This is a genomic window from Arthrobacter sp. AFG7.2, from assembly GCF_002892835.1.
Lineage (GTDB): Bacteria > Actinomycetota > Actinomycetes > Actinomycetales > Micrococcaceae > Arthrobacter.
Map to the genome: position 1 here is coordinate 47,510 of NZ_PJMB01000004.1, position 16,915 is coordinate 64,424.

Annotated in this window: 17 protein-coding genes; 10 read left to right on the forward strand and 7 right to left on the reverse strand. The window is 63.2% G+C overall.

Annotated elements, in window-relative coordinates:
- Positions 1 to 49 precede the first annotated feature (49 nt).
- From CXX84_RS08650 to CXX84_RS08685, 8 genes are all read left to right on the forward strand, one after another.
- Positions 50 to 1,030, forward strand: coding sequence for a Gfo/Idh/MocA family protein (locus CXX84_RS08650; RefSeq protein WP_102976312.1), 981 nt, complete (start codon positions 50 to 52; stop codon positions 1,028 to 1,030).
- Positions 1,023 to 2,018: a LacI family DNA-binding transcriptional regulator gene (locus CXX84_RS08655; RefSeq protein WP_102976313.1), complete on the forward strand. Its 996-nt coding sequence runs from the start codon at positions 1,023 to 1,025 to the stop codon at positions 2,016 to 2,018. The genes CXX84_RS08650 and CXX84_RS08655 overlap by 8 nt, the downstream gene beginning before the upstream one ends.
- Entirely contained in the window at positions 2,015 to 2,599 is a 585-nt protein-coding gene (locus CXX84_RS08660; protein ID WP_102976314.1) for a VOC family protein, read from the forward strand. Before CXX84_RS08655 ends, CXX84_RS08660 begins: the two co-directional genes overlap by 4 nt.
- The gene (locus CXX84_RS08665; protein ID WP_223253034.1) at positions 2,596 to 3,501 is read left to right on the forward strand and encodes a sugar phosphate isomerase/epimerase family protein; all 906 of its coding nucleotides are present in this window, start codon (positions 2,596 to 2,598) and stop codon (positions 3,499 to 3,501) included. The genes CXX84_RS08660 and CXX84_RS08665 overlap by 4 nt, the downstream gene beginning before the upstream one ends.
- Positions 3,498 to 4,496: a Gfo/Idh/MocA family protein gene (locus tag CXX84_RS08670; RefSeq protein WP_102976315.1), complete on the forward strand. Its 999-nt coding sequence runs from the start codon at positions 3,498 to 3,500 to the stop codon at positions 4,494 to 4,496. The genes CXX84_RS08665 and CXX84_RS08670 overlap by 4 nt, the downstream gene beginning before the upstream one ends.
- A 161-nt stretch (positions 4,497 to 4,657) precedes the next feature.
- Positions 4,658 to 4,918, forward strand: coding sequence for an SDR family NAD(P)-dependent oxidoreductase (locus tag CXX84_RS19285; RefSeq protein ID WP_223253035.1), 261 nt, complete (start codon positions 4,658 to 4,660; stop codon positions 4,916 to 4,918).
- A complete protein-coding gene (locus tag CXX84_RS08680) occupies positions 4,831 to 5,748 on the forward strand; it encodes a shikimate dehydrogenase family protein (RefSeq protein WP_223253036.1) in 918 nt (305 codons plus the stop codon). The genes CXX84_RS19285 and CXX84_RS08680 overlap by 88 nt, the downstream gene beginning before the upstream one ends.
- 697 nt (positions 5,749 to 6,445) lie before the next feature.
- Positions 6,446 to 6,859, forward strand: a complete 414-nt coding sequence (locus CXX84_RS08685) for a CBU_0592 family membrane protein (RefSeq protein WP_102976317.1) — start codon at positions 6,446 to 6,448, stop codon at positions 6,857 to 6,859.
- 201 nt (positions 6,860 to 7,060) lie between these two features.
- On the opposite strand, the gene CXX84_RS08690 is transcribed toward CXX84_RS08685, so the two are convergent.
- From CXX84_RS08690 to CXX84_RS08720, 7 genes are all read right to left on the reverse strand, one after another.
- Complete coding sequence (locus CXX84_RS08690) at positions 7,061 to 7,846, reverse strand: 2-keto-4-pentenoate hydratase (RefSeq protein ID WP_102976318.1); 786 nt, start codon at positions 7,844 to 7,846, stop codon at positions 7,061 to 7,063.
- Between the two features lie 94 nt (positions 7,847 to 7,940).
- Positions 7,941 to 9,521 (reverse strand): aldehyde dehydrogenase (NADP(+)), encoded by a 1,581-nt coding sequence (locus tag CXX84_RS08695; protein ID WP_102976319.1) that lies wholly within the window; start codon positions 9,519 to 9,521, stop codon positions 7,941 to 7,943.
- A 91-nt stretch (positions 9,522 to 9,612) separates the two neighbouring features.
- Positions 9,613 to 10,032 (reverse strand): ester cyclase, encoded by a 420-nt coding sequence (locus CXX84_RS08700; RefSeq protein WP_102976320.1) that lies wholly within the window; start codon positions 10,030 to 10,032, stop codon positions 9,613 to 9,615.
- Positions 10,029 to 10,646: a flavin reductase family protein gene (locus tag CXX84_RS08705; RefSeq protein WP_102976321.1), complete on the reverse strand. Its 618-nt coding sequence runs from the start codon at positions 10,644 to 10,646 to the stop codon at positions 10,029 to 10,031. Before CXX84_RS08705 ends, CXX84_RS08700 begins: the two co-directional genes overlap by 4 nt.
- Before the next feature lie 31 nt (positions 10,647 to 10,677).
- A complete protein-coding gene (locus CXX84_RS08710) occupies positions 10,678 to 11,193 on the reverse strand; it encodes a flavin reductase family protein (RefSeq protein ID WP_102976322.1) in 516 nt (171 codons plus the stop codon).
- Positions 11,190 to 12,494, reverse strand: coding sequence for a flavin monoamine oxidase family protein (locus tag CXX84_RS08715; RefSeq protein ID WP_102976323.1), 1,305 nt, complete (start codon positions 12,492 to 12,494; stop codon positions 11,190 to 11,192). The genes CXX84_RS08710 and CXX84_RS08715 overlap by 4 nt, the downstream gene beginning before the upstream one ends.
- Before the next feature lie 42 nt (positions 12,495 to 12,536).
- A complete protein-coding gene (locus CXX84_RS08720) occupies positions 12,537 to 13,934 on the reverse strand; it encodes an LLM class flavin-dependent oxidoreductase (RefSeq protein WP_102976324.1) in 1,398 nt (465 codons plus the stop codon).
- A gap of 392 nt (positions 13,935 to 14,326) precedes the next feature.
- On the opposite strand from CXX84_RS08720, the gene CXX84_RS08725 reads away from it, so the two are divergent.
- Both CXX84_RS08725 and CXX84_RS08730 read left to right on the forward strand, forming a co-directional pair.
- A complete protein-coding gene (locus tag CXX84_RS08725; RefSeq protein ID WP_223253037.1) occupies positions 14,327 to 15,844 on the forward strand; it encodes an MFS transporter in 1,518 nt (505 codons plus the stop codon).
- A gap of 227 nt (positions 15,845 to 16,071) precedes the next feature.
- On the forward strand, positions 16,072 to 16,908 hold the full coding sequence (locus CXX84_RS08730) for an IclR family transcriptional regulator (protein WP_223253038.1): 837 nt from the start codon (positions 16,072 to 16,074) through the stop codon (positions 16,906 to 16,908).
- Positions 16,909 to 16,915: the final 7 nt, after the last annotated feature.

The following is a 16,915-nucleotide window of genomic DNA, read 5'->3' on the forward strand; positions in this document are numbered from 1 at the left end:
CTCACTGGGATCGTTAGCAAGACCCACACTTGGCAAAGGAGCTGGCAGGGTGAGCAAAACACGCACGATCATTCTCGGTGCCTCACACTGGCACGTTCCGCTGTATGCCCGTGCAATCAGCGAAGAACACCAGGTTGTCGGTGTCAGTGACGACGACGTGTCCCTCGTGCAGGGGCTAGCCGATGGCTGGGGAGCTCCGGTGGAAGCTGACTGGCGGAAGCTGGTTGACCTTCCCGATATTGGCCTGGCCTACGTTTTTGGCCCGCACGATGGCATGGCAGAGAAGTGTCTTGCCCTAATCGAACGCGGTATCCCGTTCGTGGTGGAAAAGCCACTGGGAACGTCCCTTGCCGAACTTACTGCGGTGCGCAAAGCCGCCGAGGCCGCCGGTGTCCCTGCCACCGTCCCGCTGATCCAGCGGGGCGGCCCCACCGACCGGTGGCTCGCCAAAGCCGGCCGGCCGACATATCAGCGGATCGCATTTATTGCCGGACCGCCCTCCCGCTACCTCGATAACGGCAATGCGTGGATGCTGGACCCGGCCAAGGCCGGCGGAGGGTGTTTGGCGAACCTGGGTCCACACTTCGTGGACCTGTTCCTGCAGGGCTGTGACGAGACCTCGGTTCGTGTGCAATCCCGGCTTTCGTCAACGTTGCACGGCGGAGATGTGGAGGACCACGCCAGCCTCATCATTACTACGCCGGAGGGACGCGAAGCCATCGTGGAGGTCGGATACGCCTTCCCTGGCTCCCCGCTGAAGCGGTACTGCAGCTACACCTCGGTCGGTGAAGCAGGATACGCCTCCGTTGACTCCGATGGTTCTGCTACCTTCACCGCAGCCGATGGCATCACGGAGTCCGCCACTATCGACGTGGACAGCGACCCTCTTTACGATCCGTTCGTGCGGCGGGTCGCCCAGACGCTGGAAGATGGATTCCAGGGCTTGCCGACGCTGGCCCAGCTCGAAGACGTTATGCGCCCCATTTGGCAGGCCTATGACGACCAGCACGGAGGAAGAGAACATGCCTGATCTGAGTATCGACGTCGTTGCGAAAGCCGCCGGTGTGCACCGGTCCACGGTCTCCCGGGCATTCTCCCGCCCGGAGGCGGTGAAAAGTGAAACCCGCGAGCACATCCTCCGGGTCGCCGAGGGGCTGGGCTATACGATGAGTCCACTCGCCCAGGCGCTTCGGACAAAGACCAGCACTTTCATCCCGCTGATCGTCCCTGACATCACCAACCCGTTCTTCGCAGAACTTGCCAAGACGATGACGCAGGCGGCGGACGAGCGCGGCTACCAGCTGCTGCTCTGCGTCACCAATGGGGACCCTGCCAAGACTGAGGGATACTTCATCGCCATGCAGGCCATGTATGCCCCCTTCGGGGTCGTCGCGCCCTCCACGAAGGTCGATACCGAGGCGCTGAAACGCTTCGATTTTGGCCACAAGGTGGTCGTGATTGACCGGGTGGACGGCGACGATGCGGCCCCAACGGTTACCGTCGACAGCCGCCGCGGAATCATGCTCGCGCTGGACCACCTGCATTCGCTGGGGCACACGTCGATTGGCTATGTTTCCGGCATCGCCGGAACGCACACCGCCCAGGACCGGATGGACGCGTACCTGGAGCTGTCCGCCGAGAGCGGCAGCGCACCTGTGGTGCTGGACAGCGGGTCGGATCTGGATGCGGGCACGCGCGGGGCCGAGCATTTCCTCGAGATGGAGAATCCGCCGACCGCCATCATCGCGGCAAATGACATGGTGGCCTTTGCGGTCATCTCGGCCCTCGGCAAAAGCGGCGTGCGTGTACCGGAGGACGTCTCGGTCATCGGTTTCGACGGTCTGGCGTTGGGGGCGCGGTTCAACCCTCCCCTGACGACCATCCGGCAGCCCATTGCCGACATGGGACACATCGCCATCGAACTGGCCGAGAAGCAGAACATCGACGGCTCCGTGGACCACATCGTCCTCGAACCTGAACTTCTGGTCCGTGCCTCCACTTCAGGACCGCGTACATGACCGCGCAGACTAACGGTGCCCCGGCGGAAACACTGCGGCGGCTGCCGGGGCTCCAGCACACGGACCACGTGGGCCTGACCGTCCCCAACCTCGAGGAGGGTATCCGGTTCTTCGTCGACGTGCTCGGGGCCGAGGAACTGTACCGCTCAGAGCGGGGTCCCGACGAAGAATTCATGCCGACAAACTTCGACGTCCCGGCAGATGCGAAGCTCACGCTCGCCATGCTGCGCCTGCCCCCGAACCTCAATATTGAGCTCTTTGAGTGGAGCAGCGCTGAGCGGCGCGAAACCCCGCCACGGCATTGCGATGCCGGCGGGCACCACCTGTGCTTCGTCGTGGACGACGTCGATGAAGCGATCACCGTGCTCCAGGAAACACCTGGGGTACGGGTGCTCGGTGAGCGCAAAGAAGTCGCAGGCGACAGCCCGCGCGTAGCCGGCAACCGCTGGACCTACTTCCTCACCCCCTGGGGCCTGCTGATGGAGATCGTCGACCGGTCCCGCGTCGCCGCCCCACCCCGGCTGGTCGGTCCCTCGGACTGGACAGCGGCTCCAAACACTTCCAGAAAGGACAACCAATGATGCGGCTTGCAGGTCACACACTCGGAACCCCGGACCACACGGTTCCCCAGGCACTGGCGCTCTTCAAAGCCGCCGGCCTCGACGCCGCGGAAGTCATCTACCAGGACGACTACACCTCAGGGTTGCCTCTGGGAGACCGGCGCGCCGCGATGGAGGCGTTGAACGCTGCCGACAGCGAAGGCGTACCGATCGTAGGCCTTACGCCCTACACCACAGCCATCAACTCCCTCGATGACGCAGAGTGGCGCGGCGCGGTCGATGAATTCCGCGGCGCCATTGAAACCGCCCATCTGGTCGGAGCTGACCGGGTCCGTGTCTACGCCGGATCCTGGCATGCCGGAGACTCCGACCACGCCCCGCGATGGGCAAGACTCGTGGATGCGCTGCAAACCCTTGCACCCGAAGCTGAACAGGCAGGCGTACGGCTGTGCGTTGAGAACCACTTCGGCACCATGACCCAGTCCGCGGCCGAAACTGCAGCCCTGGTCCGCGAAATCGCGCACCCGGCCATCCGCGTTCTGTACGATCAGGCGAACCTGACATTCACCCATGACGAAAAATTCGAACAGGCCCTCGCTGTCCAAGGCGACCTGATCGGCCACGTGCACGTGAAGGACCTTGTCTTCACCGATCCCAACGCGGCCTTCCGCGCAACCGAAACGGCGCGCGTCAACGCTTCCGAGCGGGCCGTACGGTCCCGCGTCGTGGGAAGCGGCGTCGTTCCCTGGCCCCAAATTCTCGCCGGGCTGGTGCAGCACGGCTATGACGACGTGCTCAGCATCGAACTTGAATACCGCTGGCACCGGCAAGACCTTCCCAAGCCCGAGGACGGATTTCGTAAATCAGCCGACGTCCTGCGCGCCATGCTCGCTGATCCCGCCCATGTAAGGAACGCCCGATGAACACCAAGCGCCTCCGCGTCGGCGTCATCGGCGCCGGAAACATCGCAACCATTGCCCAGCTGCCCACACTCGTCCAGCGGGATGACGTTGAGCTGGTAGCCCTGGTGTCCCGCCGTGAGGATCCGGGCAGCCTGGTCCGACGCTGGGGCTTCGGCTCCGCATACACGTCGGTAGAGGACATGCTGGATGCGCAGGACCTGGACGCAGTCTTCGTCCTGACGCCCCGATCCGAACACGCCCACGCGGTCCAACTGTGCTTGAGCCGGGACGTTGATGTGTTCTGTGAAAAGCCTCTGGCCCCGGCCACCGAGGAGGCAGAACGTTTGGCGGACCTGGCCGACGAGCGCGGCCGCATCCTGATGGTCGACTTCAACCGCCGCTTTGCCCCGGTCTACACCGCCGGCCGTGAGCTGTTCGGCTCGAATGGCGCTACCTTCTGCGTCGCGCAAAAGAACCGCCCCGGGTCGGAATACCGCGCCACGTTCGAGAACGCCATCCACATGGTCGATCTGCTCCGCTGGTACTGCGGCGGCGAACCGGTGGACGTGGCCGCACACGCAGCCGGTGACGACCCGTGGGAGGAAGACGGCGTCGCAGCCGTGATCCGATTCAGCACCGGCAACACCGGAGTGCTCATGGCAGCCCGGACAGCAGGTGCCTGGAGCGAAAAACTCGACGCCTACGGCGACGGCAAGACCGTGGAAGTCAGGGCACCGGAAACCGTCTCGACCACCGTCCAGGGAGTCACCACCTCACGCGAGCTCAGCGCCGAGGCCTACGGCTGGGCAACAGCGACCGACACGCTCGGATTCTCCGCCGCCGTCCACCATTTCCTGGACCGGGTCGCCGACAGGGCCCAGCCGCTGACCTCCGGCCGCGAAGCCGTCCATACCCAGCGGCTGCTAGACCGGATCCTCGCCGCCTCCGGACTGCCCACAGAAGAACAAGAAGGCCGGCAATGGGCAAGCCACGCCACCAGCGCGAACAACAGCTAGGCAGCCCGGGCACGTTCGCGACCCTGGACCGGGGGATTGCAGACAACAGGCTTCAACAGTGCAGCAGCAGGTCAGGGCACGGGAGCGATGCGCACTGAAGCAGCCGCGCCCGGAGCCATGGCACACCCTTTGGGGAACACCTCAAGTAAGGACCTAAAAAGATGAAACGAGCGGATCAAGTCGTTTTGGTGGCCGGATCAAGTGGCGGAATCGGCTATGCAGTCGTCGACGCACTCACAGCCGAAGGGGCCCTCGTCGTCGTAGGTGCCGACCGTGGCCCGAAGGAGGGCCAGGAACTGGCCGGCTTCTTGTCATCGAAGTCGTCCAGGTCCGCGTGGCTCCCGATCTCTTGCAGGACGGGCTGTGCAAGCGAGGCCTCGAGCGCGAGCTGGGTGCACCGCGCAAACGGGCGAACCCGATGATCAGCGGAACGACGACGATCATCGCGCACCTGGGATACCCCACGCACACGTTTAAGTCGTCTCTGATCTGCAACCCATGGTTTGAAACGCACGCGATCGATGCAGTCGTCGTCCCCATGGGGATCAAACCGGAGAACTACCCCGACTTCTTCCGCTCCGTCTTCACGCTAACCAACATCCGAGGTGCGCTTGTCACCATGCCGCACAAGGTGGTCACCATGAACCTCGTCGACGAGGTCAGCCCAACCGCCCAGATCGCCGGTGCCACCAATGCCGTCCTCAGGCGAGATGACGGATCACTGTTGGCCGAGCAGTTCGACGGAGCAGGCTTCGTCCGCGGCGCCCTGCGCAAAGGATTCGACCCTCACGGCAAGCGGGCCCTGGTCGTCGGCAACGGCGGCGTGGGCTCGCCGATCGCCGCCTCACTGGCCGGGCTCGGACTTGCCGGCATCGGCTTGTTCGACCCCGATACAGGCGCCTCCGACACGCTCGCCCAGCGCATCAGCGCGCACTACCCTGACGTGCAGATCACTATGGGGTCCAAAGATCCCGAGGGCTACGACCTGATCGTCAACGCCACCCCGCTCGGTATGAGGGACGGTGACCCCATGCCTGTCGACATCGACCGGATCACCCCCGGCTCCTATGTCGGGGACGTCGTGCTTAAGGTTGGAATGACCCCATTCCTGCAGGCCGCCAAGCAGAAGGGGTGCACCGTTCAGGTGGGCAGCGACATGCTGTTCGAGATGATCCCCGCTTACCTCGAGTTCTTCGGATTCGGCACTGCGACAGCCGAAGAACTGCGTACAACAGCGCAACTACCCTTATGAAGAAAGGCCTCCGTGACGATGAGGTGGGTGTGAGTCGATCCAAGGCATCCCTTAACCGATAGGATCCTTTGCGGCATGACCGCCCGAAGCCGGCCTAGGGTGGCCACCCCGACAGTGGTGGCCTACTCGGTTCTGGCGATCGTCTTAAATTGCTTTGGAGAGAGCAGGCGCCGCTTTTACCCGCTGGTATCAAAATAGAGCGAAGTTTCGCTTCCCTGACAGTGGCTCCATGATGTTCGCAGAATCCACCCTGTCAGTCGTCGGAAGCTCGAAAACACCGTAAGTCCATGGAATTGCACCTTATGAAGTCCGTTTCGGGCAACGGCGGCGATGTAACCCGATCCCGATGTGACTGGTCGGACGTCGAGAACAACCCATAGCCCTACCCCACAGCACGAGTCCTCCCTTGTCAGCACGCCTCGACGTCAGGTTGAGGTGTAGGTCAATGAAACTGCCCTGCTGCCGTCGCCAAGAATGTGTGTGCGCACACCACCGAAGGCGGGAGTAACTGCGCATCGCATAGAACTGCGATCACCTTACGTTCGTTTGTTGAACGGAGCGTTCGGTGATGTCACAATGGGGGCATTATTGCAGGAGGGATTGTCTGCGCCGGACTCCGGCGAAAACACACTCCTAAAAGCACCATTAAAACCCCTGCCAGCCACTGGCATCCCGGGCCCATCCCTGAAAGGAAACCATGGAGCTGCTGTGGGAAGTCGCCGGCTGGGCTGGCGCGGTTGCGATCCTCAGTGCCTACCTCGCCGTTTCTATGGGCTGGTTGAAGGCCGGCAAGGGATTCCAGACCGCGAATCTTTTTGGCGCCGTTGCTTTCATCATCAACGGTACCGTCCATGGGGCATGGCCTTCCGTGGTTACGAACGTGGCTTGGTTCCTTATTTCTGCGATCGCGCTTTTCCGCATGCGCGCGGCGAGCCCGCAGCCTATTGCGCCGGCTGAGGACCCGCAGGTTCATTTCCCTGGTGTCCCCGACACAACCGGCCAGATCGCTGTTGTCGAGGTCATCACGGGTGCCGTGCACCGTGAGGCTAACGGGCAATGCTTTTCCGCTGAATGCATGACGGCTTTCAGGCAGGCTGAGGTGCCCCGCTGACCTCGGTCCTCCAAGACTTACAACGAAAGCGTGCTGCGGACCTTCGGGACCCTGCGGCCCCTCGGAGTGAAAGCCAGGCTGCGAGACTTCTGTCAGCGCTCGTTGAACGGAAATGTCCGGCGGTTTCCATCGCGACATAGTTGACATCCTCATGCGCTATCGCGACGTGGCGGTTTTAGAAAATATTGTCCATCCGGATGGTCAGGCCGCGACGTCGAATTCAACGGTGCCCCACCCCTCGAAGGTCCCGGACCAGCGGCCGGCTTCGTTCATGGGGACGGCTTGGAGGCAACTGCCTGGAAGGATGACGTGGCCTGGTTCAAATTCCACGTCGTAGTCTGCGAGGCGGTTCACCAGCCAGGCGACGGCGGCCAGCGGGTTGCCGAGGATGTTCCCGGTGGTGCCGGAGATGACTTCGCGCTGGTTGAAGGAAAGGACACCGCGGATGTCGCGGAGGTTCAGATCGATGATCTTCCGGGGTGTGCCGCCAAGGATGACGGCGCCGGTGGAACCGTTGTCTGCGAGGGTGTCAGGTAGGCCGATGGCCCAGTCCTTCACGCGGGAGTCGATGATTTCGATGGCGGGCAGTGCATAGTCGACGGCGTTGATGACGTCCGCGATGGTGGTGTTCCGCCCGCCCAGCCGGGAACGGAGCACGAACGCCGGCTCGAGCTCCACGTGTGGTGCGATGAAGTTGTCCCGCTTCAGGGTGGTGCCTTCGAACTCGAAAATGCCTGCCAGCAAGTGGCCGTAATCTGGCTGGTCCAGGCCGAACGTGTCCTGCATGACCTTGGCGATGTTCCCGAGCTTGTAGCCTACGAGCCGGTCGCCGCCGGCAACAGCATGCTCAATATTGATCTTCTGGACCTGGAACGCGGTTTCGGCGTCAAGCGCGGGCCAGGTCTTGGTGGGGGCGGTGACGGGCTGGCCTTGCAGCCGCGCAGCGCGGAGAGTATCAGCGACGGCTTCGAGGGTGATGACAGACATGGGGCCCTTACTTGGAGGGTTGATTGGGGATCCGGCCCCGGGCGACTCGTTGCGGGAGGCAGGCCCGGGGCCGGAAGATACGGGGAAGCGGGGCCTAGCCGTGTTCCGGTTTGCCGTCGACGAGGCGGTTAACCTTCCAGGGGTTCTCGTCCTGCAGTGGGGCGGGAAGGAGTTCCTGGGGGATGTTCTGGTAAGCGACGGGGCGCAGGAAGCGGTTGATGGCGAGCGTTCCGACCGAGGTGGTCCGGGAATCTGAGGTGGCGGGGAATGGCCCGCCGTGGACCATGGCATGGCCGACTTCGACGCCGGTGGGCCAGCCGTTGATGATGATGCGGCCCACTTTCTGCTCCAGCACCGGGATAAGAGGCGCGGCGGTGGGGTAGTCCTGCTCTGTGAGTTGCAGCGATGCGGTGAGTTGACCTTCGAGCCTGTTGATGGCCTCGATCAGGTCTTGGCTGCTGGTATAGCGGATGACCAGGGACGCAGCGCCGAAGATTTCCTCATGCAGGACGTGGTTGGTCACGAAGTCCCTGACCTGGGTGCCGAAAATGGCAGGCGCCGGGGCGTTCCTGGTCGCACCTTCCAGCCCCTTCCCGATCAGGTCGACACCTGTTGCGCTGCCGAGTGCTTCGGTTCCTGCGTTCCAGGAACCTGCGATGCCTTCGGTGAGCATGGTCTGCCCGGAACAGGCGGAAACAGCGCGTGCGACGGCGGCAGCGAGTTTGTCCCCTGCCTCACCTTCGGGGGCGAACAGCAGCCCGGGGGAGGTGCAGAGCTGGCCGGAGCTGCCGGTGACGGCGGTGACATACTGCTGTGCCACGGCATCGATGTCGCCCTTGAGGGCGCCCTCGAAGACGAATACCGGGTTCAGCGAGGACATCTCCGCGTAGACCGGAATGGGCTCGCGGCGGGCAGCGGCGGTCCGCATCAGGGCGATACCGGCAGCCTGGGATCCGGTGAAACCGACGGCCTTGATGGCGGGGTCGGCGACGAGGGCCTGGCCGATGCTGGCGCCGGGCCCGTAAACCAGTGCAAAGACGCCCGGGTGCAGGCCGAAGTCCTTGACTGCCTTGACCACTGCCTGACCGACGAGCTCACCGGTACCGGGGTGGGCGTTGTGGGCTTTGAAGACCACGGGGCAGCCTGCGGCCAGGGCCGAGGCCGTGTCACCACCTGCCGTGGAGAAGGCGAACGGGAAGTTGCTGGCTCCGAACACGGCGACGGGTCCGAGCGGGATCTGGCGCTGACGGATATCGGCGCGGGGGAGGGGAGTGCGCTCGGGCAGCGCGGGATCGATGCGGACGCCGCGGAAGTCGCCCTGCCGGACCATATTCGCGAAGAGCCGCAGCTGGCCCGTGGTGCGGGCGCGTTCGCCTTGGAGCCGGGCAGCGGGAAGCCCGGTTTCCTGGCCGGCACGGGTGATCAGTTCCTCGCCGATGGCCTCGATGTTGTCAGCGACGGCTTCCAGGAAAGCGGCGTGGATTTCCGGTTCCAGGGTGCTGAACGAGGGGTAGGCCTCAGCGGCCGCTGCTGTCGCGGCCTTGACCTGGTCCTCGGTGAGCAGCGAGTAGGCCGGCTCGAGCTGTTCGTTGGTGGCGGGGTTCATTCCGTATGTTGTGCCGCCAGTTCCGGCGGTGGTCTTCCCCGCAATGAGGGAGTGTCCGTTAAGCGTCATTGATAGGTCTCCTGAAGACAATGAAGGGGTGCGGGCAGCCCGCCGGAATTTTTTGCCGCCTAGGTGGCAGGCGGTGTGGTGGGCTGGGCTTTCAGGCGTTGCCTGCCCCGAGGTGCCAGATGCCGAGGGCGGATAGCAGCTCCCGGGGGTCCCAAACGACGAATTCTTCGGCAATTTTGCCGCTTTCGAAGCGGAGGAAGGACGCGCCGGTGACGGTGATGCTCCGTCCGGTGGCGGGCACGTCCATGAATGAGCCCTGGTGGGTTCCCTGGCTTTGCCAGTGAATGGCAGCGGTTTCGCCGTCCTCGACGATGTGCAGGATGTCGGTACTGAAGTCCGGGAATGCTTCATGGGTGGCCTTTATGGTCTCCACGACGCTGTGGGAGTCCTCGCTGCCTGATTTTGAGCGGCGGAGGTAACCGGGAGCGATGATCTGTTCAAATGCTGCCACGTCGCCGTTGCCCCAGGCCCGGTTCCACGCGTTGAGGAGTTCTTGTCGACGGTTGCTCATGATGCGCTCCTTGCGGATATTGATTCAGCGGGAACTGTGACCGTGGGAACGGATTCCGGGGCCGCGGGTGCTGCCACCTCTTGCGTCGGGGCCGGGATTTCAATGGGCAGGTACTGGCCGAACTTGCCGCCGCGGAACAGCAACGCGTCGCCGGTGCCGTCCTCCATGTTGGTGACGGCACCAACCACCATGTAGTGGTCGCCCACGACGACCTCTGCGGTGACGACACAGTCGATGTAGGCGGTGGCGCCGTCCAGGTGTGGGGTGCCCAGCGGACCTGAAGTGCAGGGCAGGCCCTCGAACTTCTGCGGCCCCTTCCGGGACAGCGAGCGGCAGATGCTGATCTGGTCATCGGAGAGGATGTTGGCCGTGAACTTCTGCAGCTTGCGGAGCTTCGGCCAGCTGGAGGATGACTTGTCCACGCAGAACATAACAAGCGGTGGTTCGAGCGAGAGGGACTGGAACGTCCCGACGACGAGGCCGAGCTTTTCATCGTCGTCGTTGACGCCGGTGATGGCCGTGACGCCGGTGGGCAGCTTGCCCAGGATCTGCCGGTAGAACGCGGGGGTGATGCCGCTGTCCGGGGTCTTTCCAGGGGTTGGGGTAATATCCATGTCAATCTTCCTTGATCGAGGAGGAGCGGTTTTAGGCGGCTTCGCGGAAGCTGCCGAAGCGGCCGCCGTGGAAGATGAGCGGTGAGGATGCCCGCTCGGCGGGTGTCATGTCCAGCACGCCGGCGATGACGACGACGTGGTCCCCGGCGGTGAACTGCTGCTCGATGCGGCAGTCGAACCAGGCGAGGGAACCGTTCAGGTGGGGGGTGCCCCACGCGGATTCGGACCAGGCGATGTTACGGAGTTTGTCCTCGCCTTTGGCGGAGAGGGCCTTGCAGACCTGCTGCTGGTCCTCGGCGAGCAGGCTGACGCTGAACGTTCCGGATGTGGCGATTTTGGGCCAGCTGGCGGAGGAGTGCATCACGCTGAAGGTCACCAGTGCCGGTTCCATGGACAGTGAGGCGAACGTCCCTACCACCATGCCGTTCTGGACACCGGTGATGGGGTCGGTGGCGCAGACCGCGGCGACGCCGGTGGGCAGGTGCCGCATGACGGCTCGGTAGGTGTCGGAAACGATCCGGCTGCTTTCGAGTGCGGGGGCGCTCATGCCTGTGCCTCCTTTAGTTCTGCGTGGACGTTGCGGGACGCGCGGAGGCCGCTTTCGATGGCGCCGTCGAAAAAGCCGGCCCAGATGTTGGCGGTGTCGCTGCTGGCGAAGTGCAGTGCGCCTTCGCTGGCCTGCTGCGCTGCGTGGTATTTGCTGAGCTGGCCGGGGCGCTGGATCTGCCAGGTTTCCTCGGCGTAGGGGTCTTCGCCCCATTTGTGTCCCGTGACTTCCAGGACTTCAAGATCGTCGCGCCAGACCTTGATGGCGTCCTGGATCTGGCCGATGTCGGTGACGTCAATGCGGTTGGCGTCGGCGCCGAAGCCCACCAGGACGGCGTCGGTGTCGCTGACAAATTCGGTGCGGATCACGGACAGCGGCTTGTCCTGGGCCGAGTAGGCGAAGAACGGCTTGATCGGGCCCTTGACCCGGACCCAGGCCTTGACGCCCTGGGAAGCGGTCTTTTCCCGGCTGGCCGCGAGCTTGCCCTCGGACAGGGAGGGATGAACATCGAGCTTGTGCAGGATGTTCTGCGGCAGGGTAATGACTACCTTTTTGGCCTGGATTTCCCGGCTGTCGCCATAGGTGACAGTCGCGCCGTCGCTGTTGTGCCTGACGGCCGTCACCGGGGCTTCAAAACGGATGTCAGCGTTGGTGTCGGCGGCGATGGCCCTGGGCAGCGTGTCATTGCCGTTCTTCAGGCGGAAGATGGCGGAGGCCTCGTGCATCAGGTGCCAGTGCCCGGAAGATCCGGCGGTCCAGCGCAGGGCGTTGACGTAGGCGCACTGGTCCAGGGGGGCGTTGAAGTGTCCCACCCATGCGGCTTCGTTGGCGTTGCGCTCGTCCTCGGACAGGTCCAGCTTGTCCAGCATTTCCTGCAGGTTGTACTGGTCGGCTTCGGCGAGGTTGGGGTTGGTCAGAGGGGCATCGGGACGGGGCAGCCACTTCATGGTGTCCTCGAGCAGGCGTGTCATGCCGGGATCGATCAGCTTCATGAAGTCGTCCAGGTTGCCGCGGCGTACTTCATTGCCGGCCAGCCAGTAGGTTTCTTCGGAGCGGGGACCGCGGGAGACTTCGAGTCCATAGCGGGTGACCTCTGCCCAGACGTGGGGCTGGGTCCAGTGCAGCCAGTTGCCGCCGAGTTCCAGCTTCTGGCCCAGACGATTTTCCGTCCACAGGCGGCCGCCGATACGGTCGCGCGCTTCGAGGACGACCACGTTGTGGCCGCGGCTGCCGAGCTCCCGGGCTGTGATGAGGCCGGCGAGGCCGGCACCGATGACGACGACGTCAGTTTGTTCAGTCATTGAGGGATCCTTCGTTGATGATTCCGTTTGTGGCAGCTGCGTTTAGCGGGCGGCGTCGCTAAGGTGCTTGGCGCGCTGGACCGTGGCAGGGTGGCCGGACAGCGTGTACTTCTGGCCAAAGAGCTTTTCGCGCAGGGTGACCGGCTCCTGGTCCGTGGCGCGGGCCGGGGCGACGATGCCCTGGGCTCGGAGCTCCGGAAGGGCTAGTTCGATGAACTCTTCCCAGCCGCCGGGTTTAGTGATGTAGCTGAGGTTGACGCCGTCGATGTCGGCCTCGTCGCGCCAGCGGCGCAGTTCCGCCGCAACCGTCTCCGGGGAGCCGATGATCGTGGATCCGGTGCCGCCGACGGCGAGGAATTCTGCGATCTGGCGCGGGGTCCAGTCGCGGTCCGGATCAGCCTTGGAGAACATGTCCACCATGGACTGCCCGGCCTTGGTGCCCACGGACCGCAGCGGGGTGTCGAGTTCGTATTCGGACATGTCGATTCCGGTCCAGCCGCTGAAACGGGCCAGGACGGCGTCGACCGGTGCGTTGTCCACGGCCTTTTGGTACTTCGCCTGGGCTTCCTCGTCGGTGGGCGCGACGACGACGGTGAGCAGGATGACGATCTTCACGTCTCGGGGATCGCGGCCGGCGTCGGCCACGGCCTGGCGGAGCTTCGCCACCGTGCGCTTTGCGCCTTCCACCGAGGTGCTCTGGATGAAGACTGCTTCGGCGTGCTTGCCGCCGAACTCCATGCCGCGTGCGGAGGAGCCGGCCTGGAACAGTACCGGGGTGCGCTGCGGGGAAGGCTCGCACAGGTGGAAGCCGGGAACGGTAAAGTGCTCTCCGGCATGCTCGATCGGGTGCACCTTGGCGGGGTCGATATAGGTCGCGGATTCGGCGTCGCGGACCACGGCGTCCTCTTCGAAGGAGCTCTCCCAGAGCTTGTACACAACGTCCATGTACTCGTCGGCCATGTCATAGCGCTCGGCGGGGGTGAGCTGCTGCTGCTTGCCCAGGTTGCGGGCGGCTGCCTCGGAGTAGGAGGTGACGATGTTCCATCCCACGCGGCCGGAGGTCAGGTGGTCCAGCGAGCTGAACTTGCGGGCCAGAAGGTACGGCGGCTCATACGTCGCCGAAACGGTCACGCCGAACGTCAGGTGCCTGGTGACGGCCGCCATTCCGCTGATCAGCACGGTGGGGTCGTTAATGGGGAACTGTGCAGCATCGCGGAGGGCGGCGTCGCCGTTTCCGCGGTAAACGTCGTGGTAGCCGACGTTATCGGCAAAGAAGATCCCATCGAATCCGGCTTTTTCGAGCATCTGCGCGATGCCGGTCCAGTACTGCAGATCGGTGTACCGGTAGCCCTGGTCTGCTTCGTTGCGCCAAGACCCGGAAGTCAGGTGGGAGGGGGCAAAGACGTCGAAGGCGAAGAGGCTAAGTGGCTCGTTTTTCATGGCAGCGGTGCTTCCTTGGACTGGTGCCGGACAATGCGACAAGTGAGAGCTAATCACGTTCAGGATATGAACACTGCGTTCAATTTAGGTTGTAACCCAGCTCACTGTCAAGAGGTGTCTTCGAGCAGCACTCCCCAGGGTCACTTTTGACAGCGATGTGGCGCATGCCATAATTTTTGACCATCTCGTTCGAACATTGAACGATCCCACGCCGCTGTTGCCAGTGCTGCAGTGCGACGACGCGACCCGCCGTTAGTGCGCACGCTCTACAAAGAAGAGCGTTGGCGGAAGCGGCAAAACCCGGTTTGCGTGTCCGCCTCCGGTGGCCCTAAGTACCCGACGGGCGCTGTGCAACCAACAAAAACGCTTCCATTCCCACGGAAAGAAGGACAATGATGTTCGATCAGCTCGGTACGAGGCGTTCGATACCGCCCGCCGCGACGCGTCGACTGCGGGCCGAGGACTGCATCGTCATCGACAACCGCGACCTGCGCAAGGCCCAGGTTGGTGCCGGTGTCGGTAACTTCATCGAGTGGTACGACATCGGTATTTACGGTTATCTCGCGGTTACCATGACCTCGGTCTTCACCGAGGGCATGGACGAGCGGATGGGCCTGCTGGTCACGCTTCTGGGATTCGCCGTCTCCTTCGTGGTGCGGCCCCTCGGTGGAATGATTCTCGGTGCGCTGGGCGACAGGATCGGACGCCGGAGAGTGCTCTTCTTTACGATGGCATTGATGGCAGCCGCCACCACCATCATTGGCTTGCTGCCCACGGCCGGGCAGGTAGGGCTGTGGGTCATCATTCCTCTGTACCTGTTGAAGATGCTGCAGGGTTTTTCCACTGGTGGCGAGTATTCAGGCGCCGCAACCTACATCTCCGAGTTTTCCCCGGACCGCCACCGTGGGTTTATGACTGCCCTGCTGAACTCAGGGTCGATGCTCGGTTTCGCTGCGGGCGCGGGAGTAGTGGCTGTGACGACAGCGGTGACGACGTCGGCGTGGGGTGCTTCGGCCATGCTCGACGGCGGCTGGCGCATTCCATTTCTGATCGCCCTGCCCCTGGGCATCCTTGCAGTCTGTCTCCGCAGCCGGATCCCGGAGTCCCCAAGTTTCGAGGTGGCCCAGGACAAAGCCGAGGATAAGGACGTCAACCCTATCTTCGTCCGGCACAACCTGCGAAATATCCTGAAGCACTACTGGCCCCAGATCCTCATTGGCTTCGCGCTGATCGCCGCCGACGGAACCTCGTCCTACATGCTGACGAGCTACATGCCAACGTATCTGGAAACACAGATAGGGTCTCCAACGGTCCATACCGCCGTGGCGGCAGTGGTCGTGCTGGTCCTGCAGGCCGTCCTGATTCCTCTGATTGGGCACTGGTCGGACCGCATTGGCCGCCGCCCCATCTACATCATGGCCACGGTGGGCAACCTCGTCCTGCTGGTGCCGGCATTCTGGCTGATGCATTTCGGCACCCTCTGGTCGCTGTACCTTGCCATGTTCCTGGTTATGGTGCCCAGCGCTTTGTTCCTGGCGATGACCGGCGCGGTAATGTCCGAGCTGTTTCCCACGGCCTCACGCTTTGGCTGCGTCGGCCTCACCCACAACTTGGCCATCTCAATCTTTGGCGGCACAACGCCACTGGTCAGCCAGGTCCTCGTTGAGGTCAGCGGCAACTCTTATGCCCCGGCGTTCTACATCATGTTTTTCTCTGCCGTCGCGTTCATGGCGACGCTGAAAATGCGCGAATCGGCAGCTCGGCCGCTACTGGGTTCAGTGCCGGTCGTTACCAGCGTTGAGGAGGCAGCCGACCTGGCCAAGGGGCAGGATTCCAACGAACGCATCGACACTGCGACTATGCTCCTTGTCCGGGAACCTGCATCCCGCCAGGCGGCCAGGATCAGCTGACGACGAACCTGCGGAAGTAGAGGCTGTTCGCGGCACCAGGTGTCCCCTCCCGGCGCCCCTTCGGACAAGTCCTGGTGCCCCTGCCACCCTTCCAGCGACGGCATGGACGGGAACGTTGAGGTCTTGAACGCCTTGTTCGCTCCTTGAAGAGGCATAAGATGGTCAACAGACCAGTCAGGGCCGCTGAGCCGTGGCAGAAGTGAACCGAACCGGGACCGGGAGCTGATGTGGCAGCGGAAACAGACGTGGACGAACAGGCAGCAACAGGAAGCGATGACACGGCGTCTGGTGAGACTGTTGACCTCACCAACAAGTCCGTCATAAAGGCAACGGTCCTGCTCAGCGAGCTTGGCCGGCACAGGGCGGGCATCACTGTAACCGAGCTGGCCCAAGCCGTCGGAATGACCCGCCCCACGGCTTTCCGCCTGTTGCTGAGCCTGGAACAAACTGGATTTGTTGACCGGGTAGACAACCGCTACACGCTCGGTTGGGAAATGGCACGACTGGGCCGACTGGCAGATCCCTATACCGGTGCGGTGGCAAGGGTGCAACCCATCCTTGAGGAGTATGCAACAGCCCTCAAGGAGACGCTCAGCTTTGCCATGGTGCGGGAAGCGTTGGAATACGACGTTATTGCTGAAGCGTCCGGTTCCCGGTATCTGAACGTCACCATGTACGTGGGCGAAACCTACCCGGTTCATGCCAGTGCCACGGGGAAGCTCCTGTTGGCGGAAATGACCGACGAAGAAGTCTCAGAAGCGTTGCCCAGGAAGCTCGAAGCGTATACGTCGAGAACCATCACAAAACACAGCGCACTCATCAAGGAACTGCACACAGTCCGGGAGCAGGGGTACGCAGTTCTGGACAGCGAACTCGAAGAAGGCCTCTTTGTCGTGGCAGTCCCGGTTCGGGACGTAGGCGGCGCCCTGATAGGCATTGTGTCCGTCAACGGGCCGGAGCAACGGTTAAAGTCGGACAACCTGACCGACACCATTGAACAGCTCCGCTTGGCCAGTAAAGACATAGCCAAGGCTCTCCTCGGCATCGACGCGCGCAACTCCTGACCTCGCT

What these genes read in the sequence shown, in the direction of transcription:
- CXX84_RS08685 (WP_102976317.1), top strand. Translation starts at nt 6,446, where the DNA reads ATGGAGCTGCTGTGGGAAGTCGCCGGCTGGGCTGGCGCGGTTGCGATC.
- CXX84_RS08655 (WP_102976313.1), top strand. Translation starts at nt 1,023, where the DNA reads ATGCCTGATCTGAGTATCGACGTCGTTGCGAAAGCCGCCGGTGTGCAC.
- CXX84_RS19285 (WP_223253035.1), top strand. Translation starts at nt 4,658, where the DNA reads ATGAAACGAGCGGATCAAGTCGTTTTGGTGGCCGGATCAAGTGGCGGA.
- CXX84_RS08665 (WP_223253034.1), top strand. Translation starts at nt 2,596, where the DNA reads ATGATGCGGCTTGCAGGTCACACACTCGGAACCCCGGACCACACGGTT.
- CXX84_RS08700 (WP_102976320.1), bottom strand. Translation starts at nt 10,032, where the DNA reads ATGAGCAACCGTCGACAAGAACTCCTCAACGCGTGGAACCGGGCCTGG.
- CXX84_RS08720 (WP_102976324.1), bottom strand. Translation starts at nt 13,934, where the DNA reads ATGAAAAACGAGCCACTTAGCCTCTTCGCCTTCGACGTCTTTGCCCCC.
- CXX84_RS08660 (WP_102976314.1), top strand. Translation starts at nt 2,015, where the DNA reads ATGACCGCGCAGACTAACGGTGCCCCGGCGGAAACACTGCGGCGGCTG.
- CXX84_RS08705 (WP_102976321.1), bottom strand. Translation starts at nt 10,646, where the DNA reads ATGGATATTACCCCAACCCCTGGAAAGACCCCGGACAGCGGCATCACC.
- CXX84_RS08670 (WP_102976315.1), top strand. Translation starts at nt 3,498, where the DNA reads ATGAACACCAAGCGCCTCCGCGTCGGCGTCATCGGCGCCGGAAACATC.
- CXX84_RS08725 (WP_223253037.1), top strand. Translation starts at nt 14,327, where the DNA reads ATGATGTTCGATCAGCTCGGTACGAGGCGTTCGATACCGCCCGCCGCG.
- CXX84_RS08710 (WP_102976322.1), bottom strand. Translation starts at nt 11,193, where the DNA reads ATGAGCGCCCCCGCACTCGAAAGCAGCCGGATCGTTTCCGACACCTAC.
- CXX84_RS08715 (WP_102976323.1), bottom strand. Translation starts at nt 12,494, where the DNA reads ATGACTGAACAAACTGACGTCGTCGTCATCGGTGCCGGCCTCGCCGGC.
- CXX84_RS08690 (WP_102976318.1), bottom strand. Translation starts at nt 7,846, where the DNA reads ATGTCTGTCATCACCCTCGAAGCCGTCGCTGATACTCTCCGCGCTGCG.
- CXX84_RS08695 (WP_102976319.1), bottom strand. Translation starts at nt 9,521, where the DNA reads ATGACGCTTAACGGACACTCCCTCATTGCGGGGAAGACCACCGCCGGA.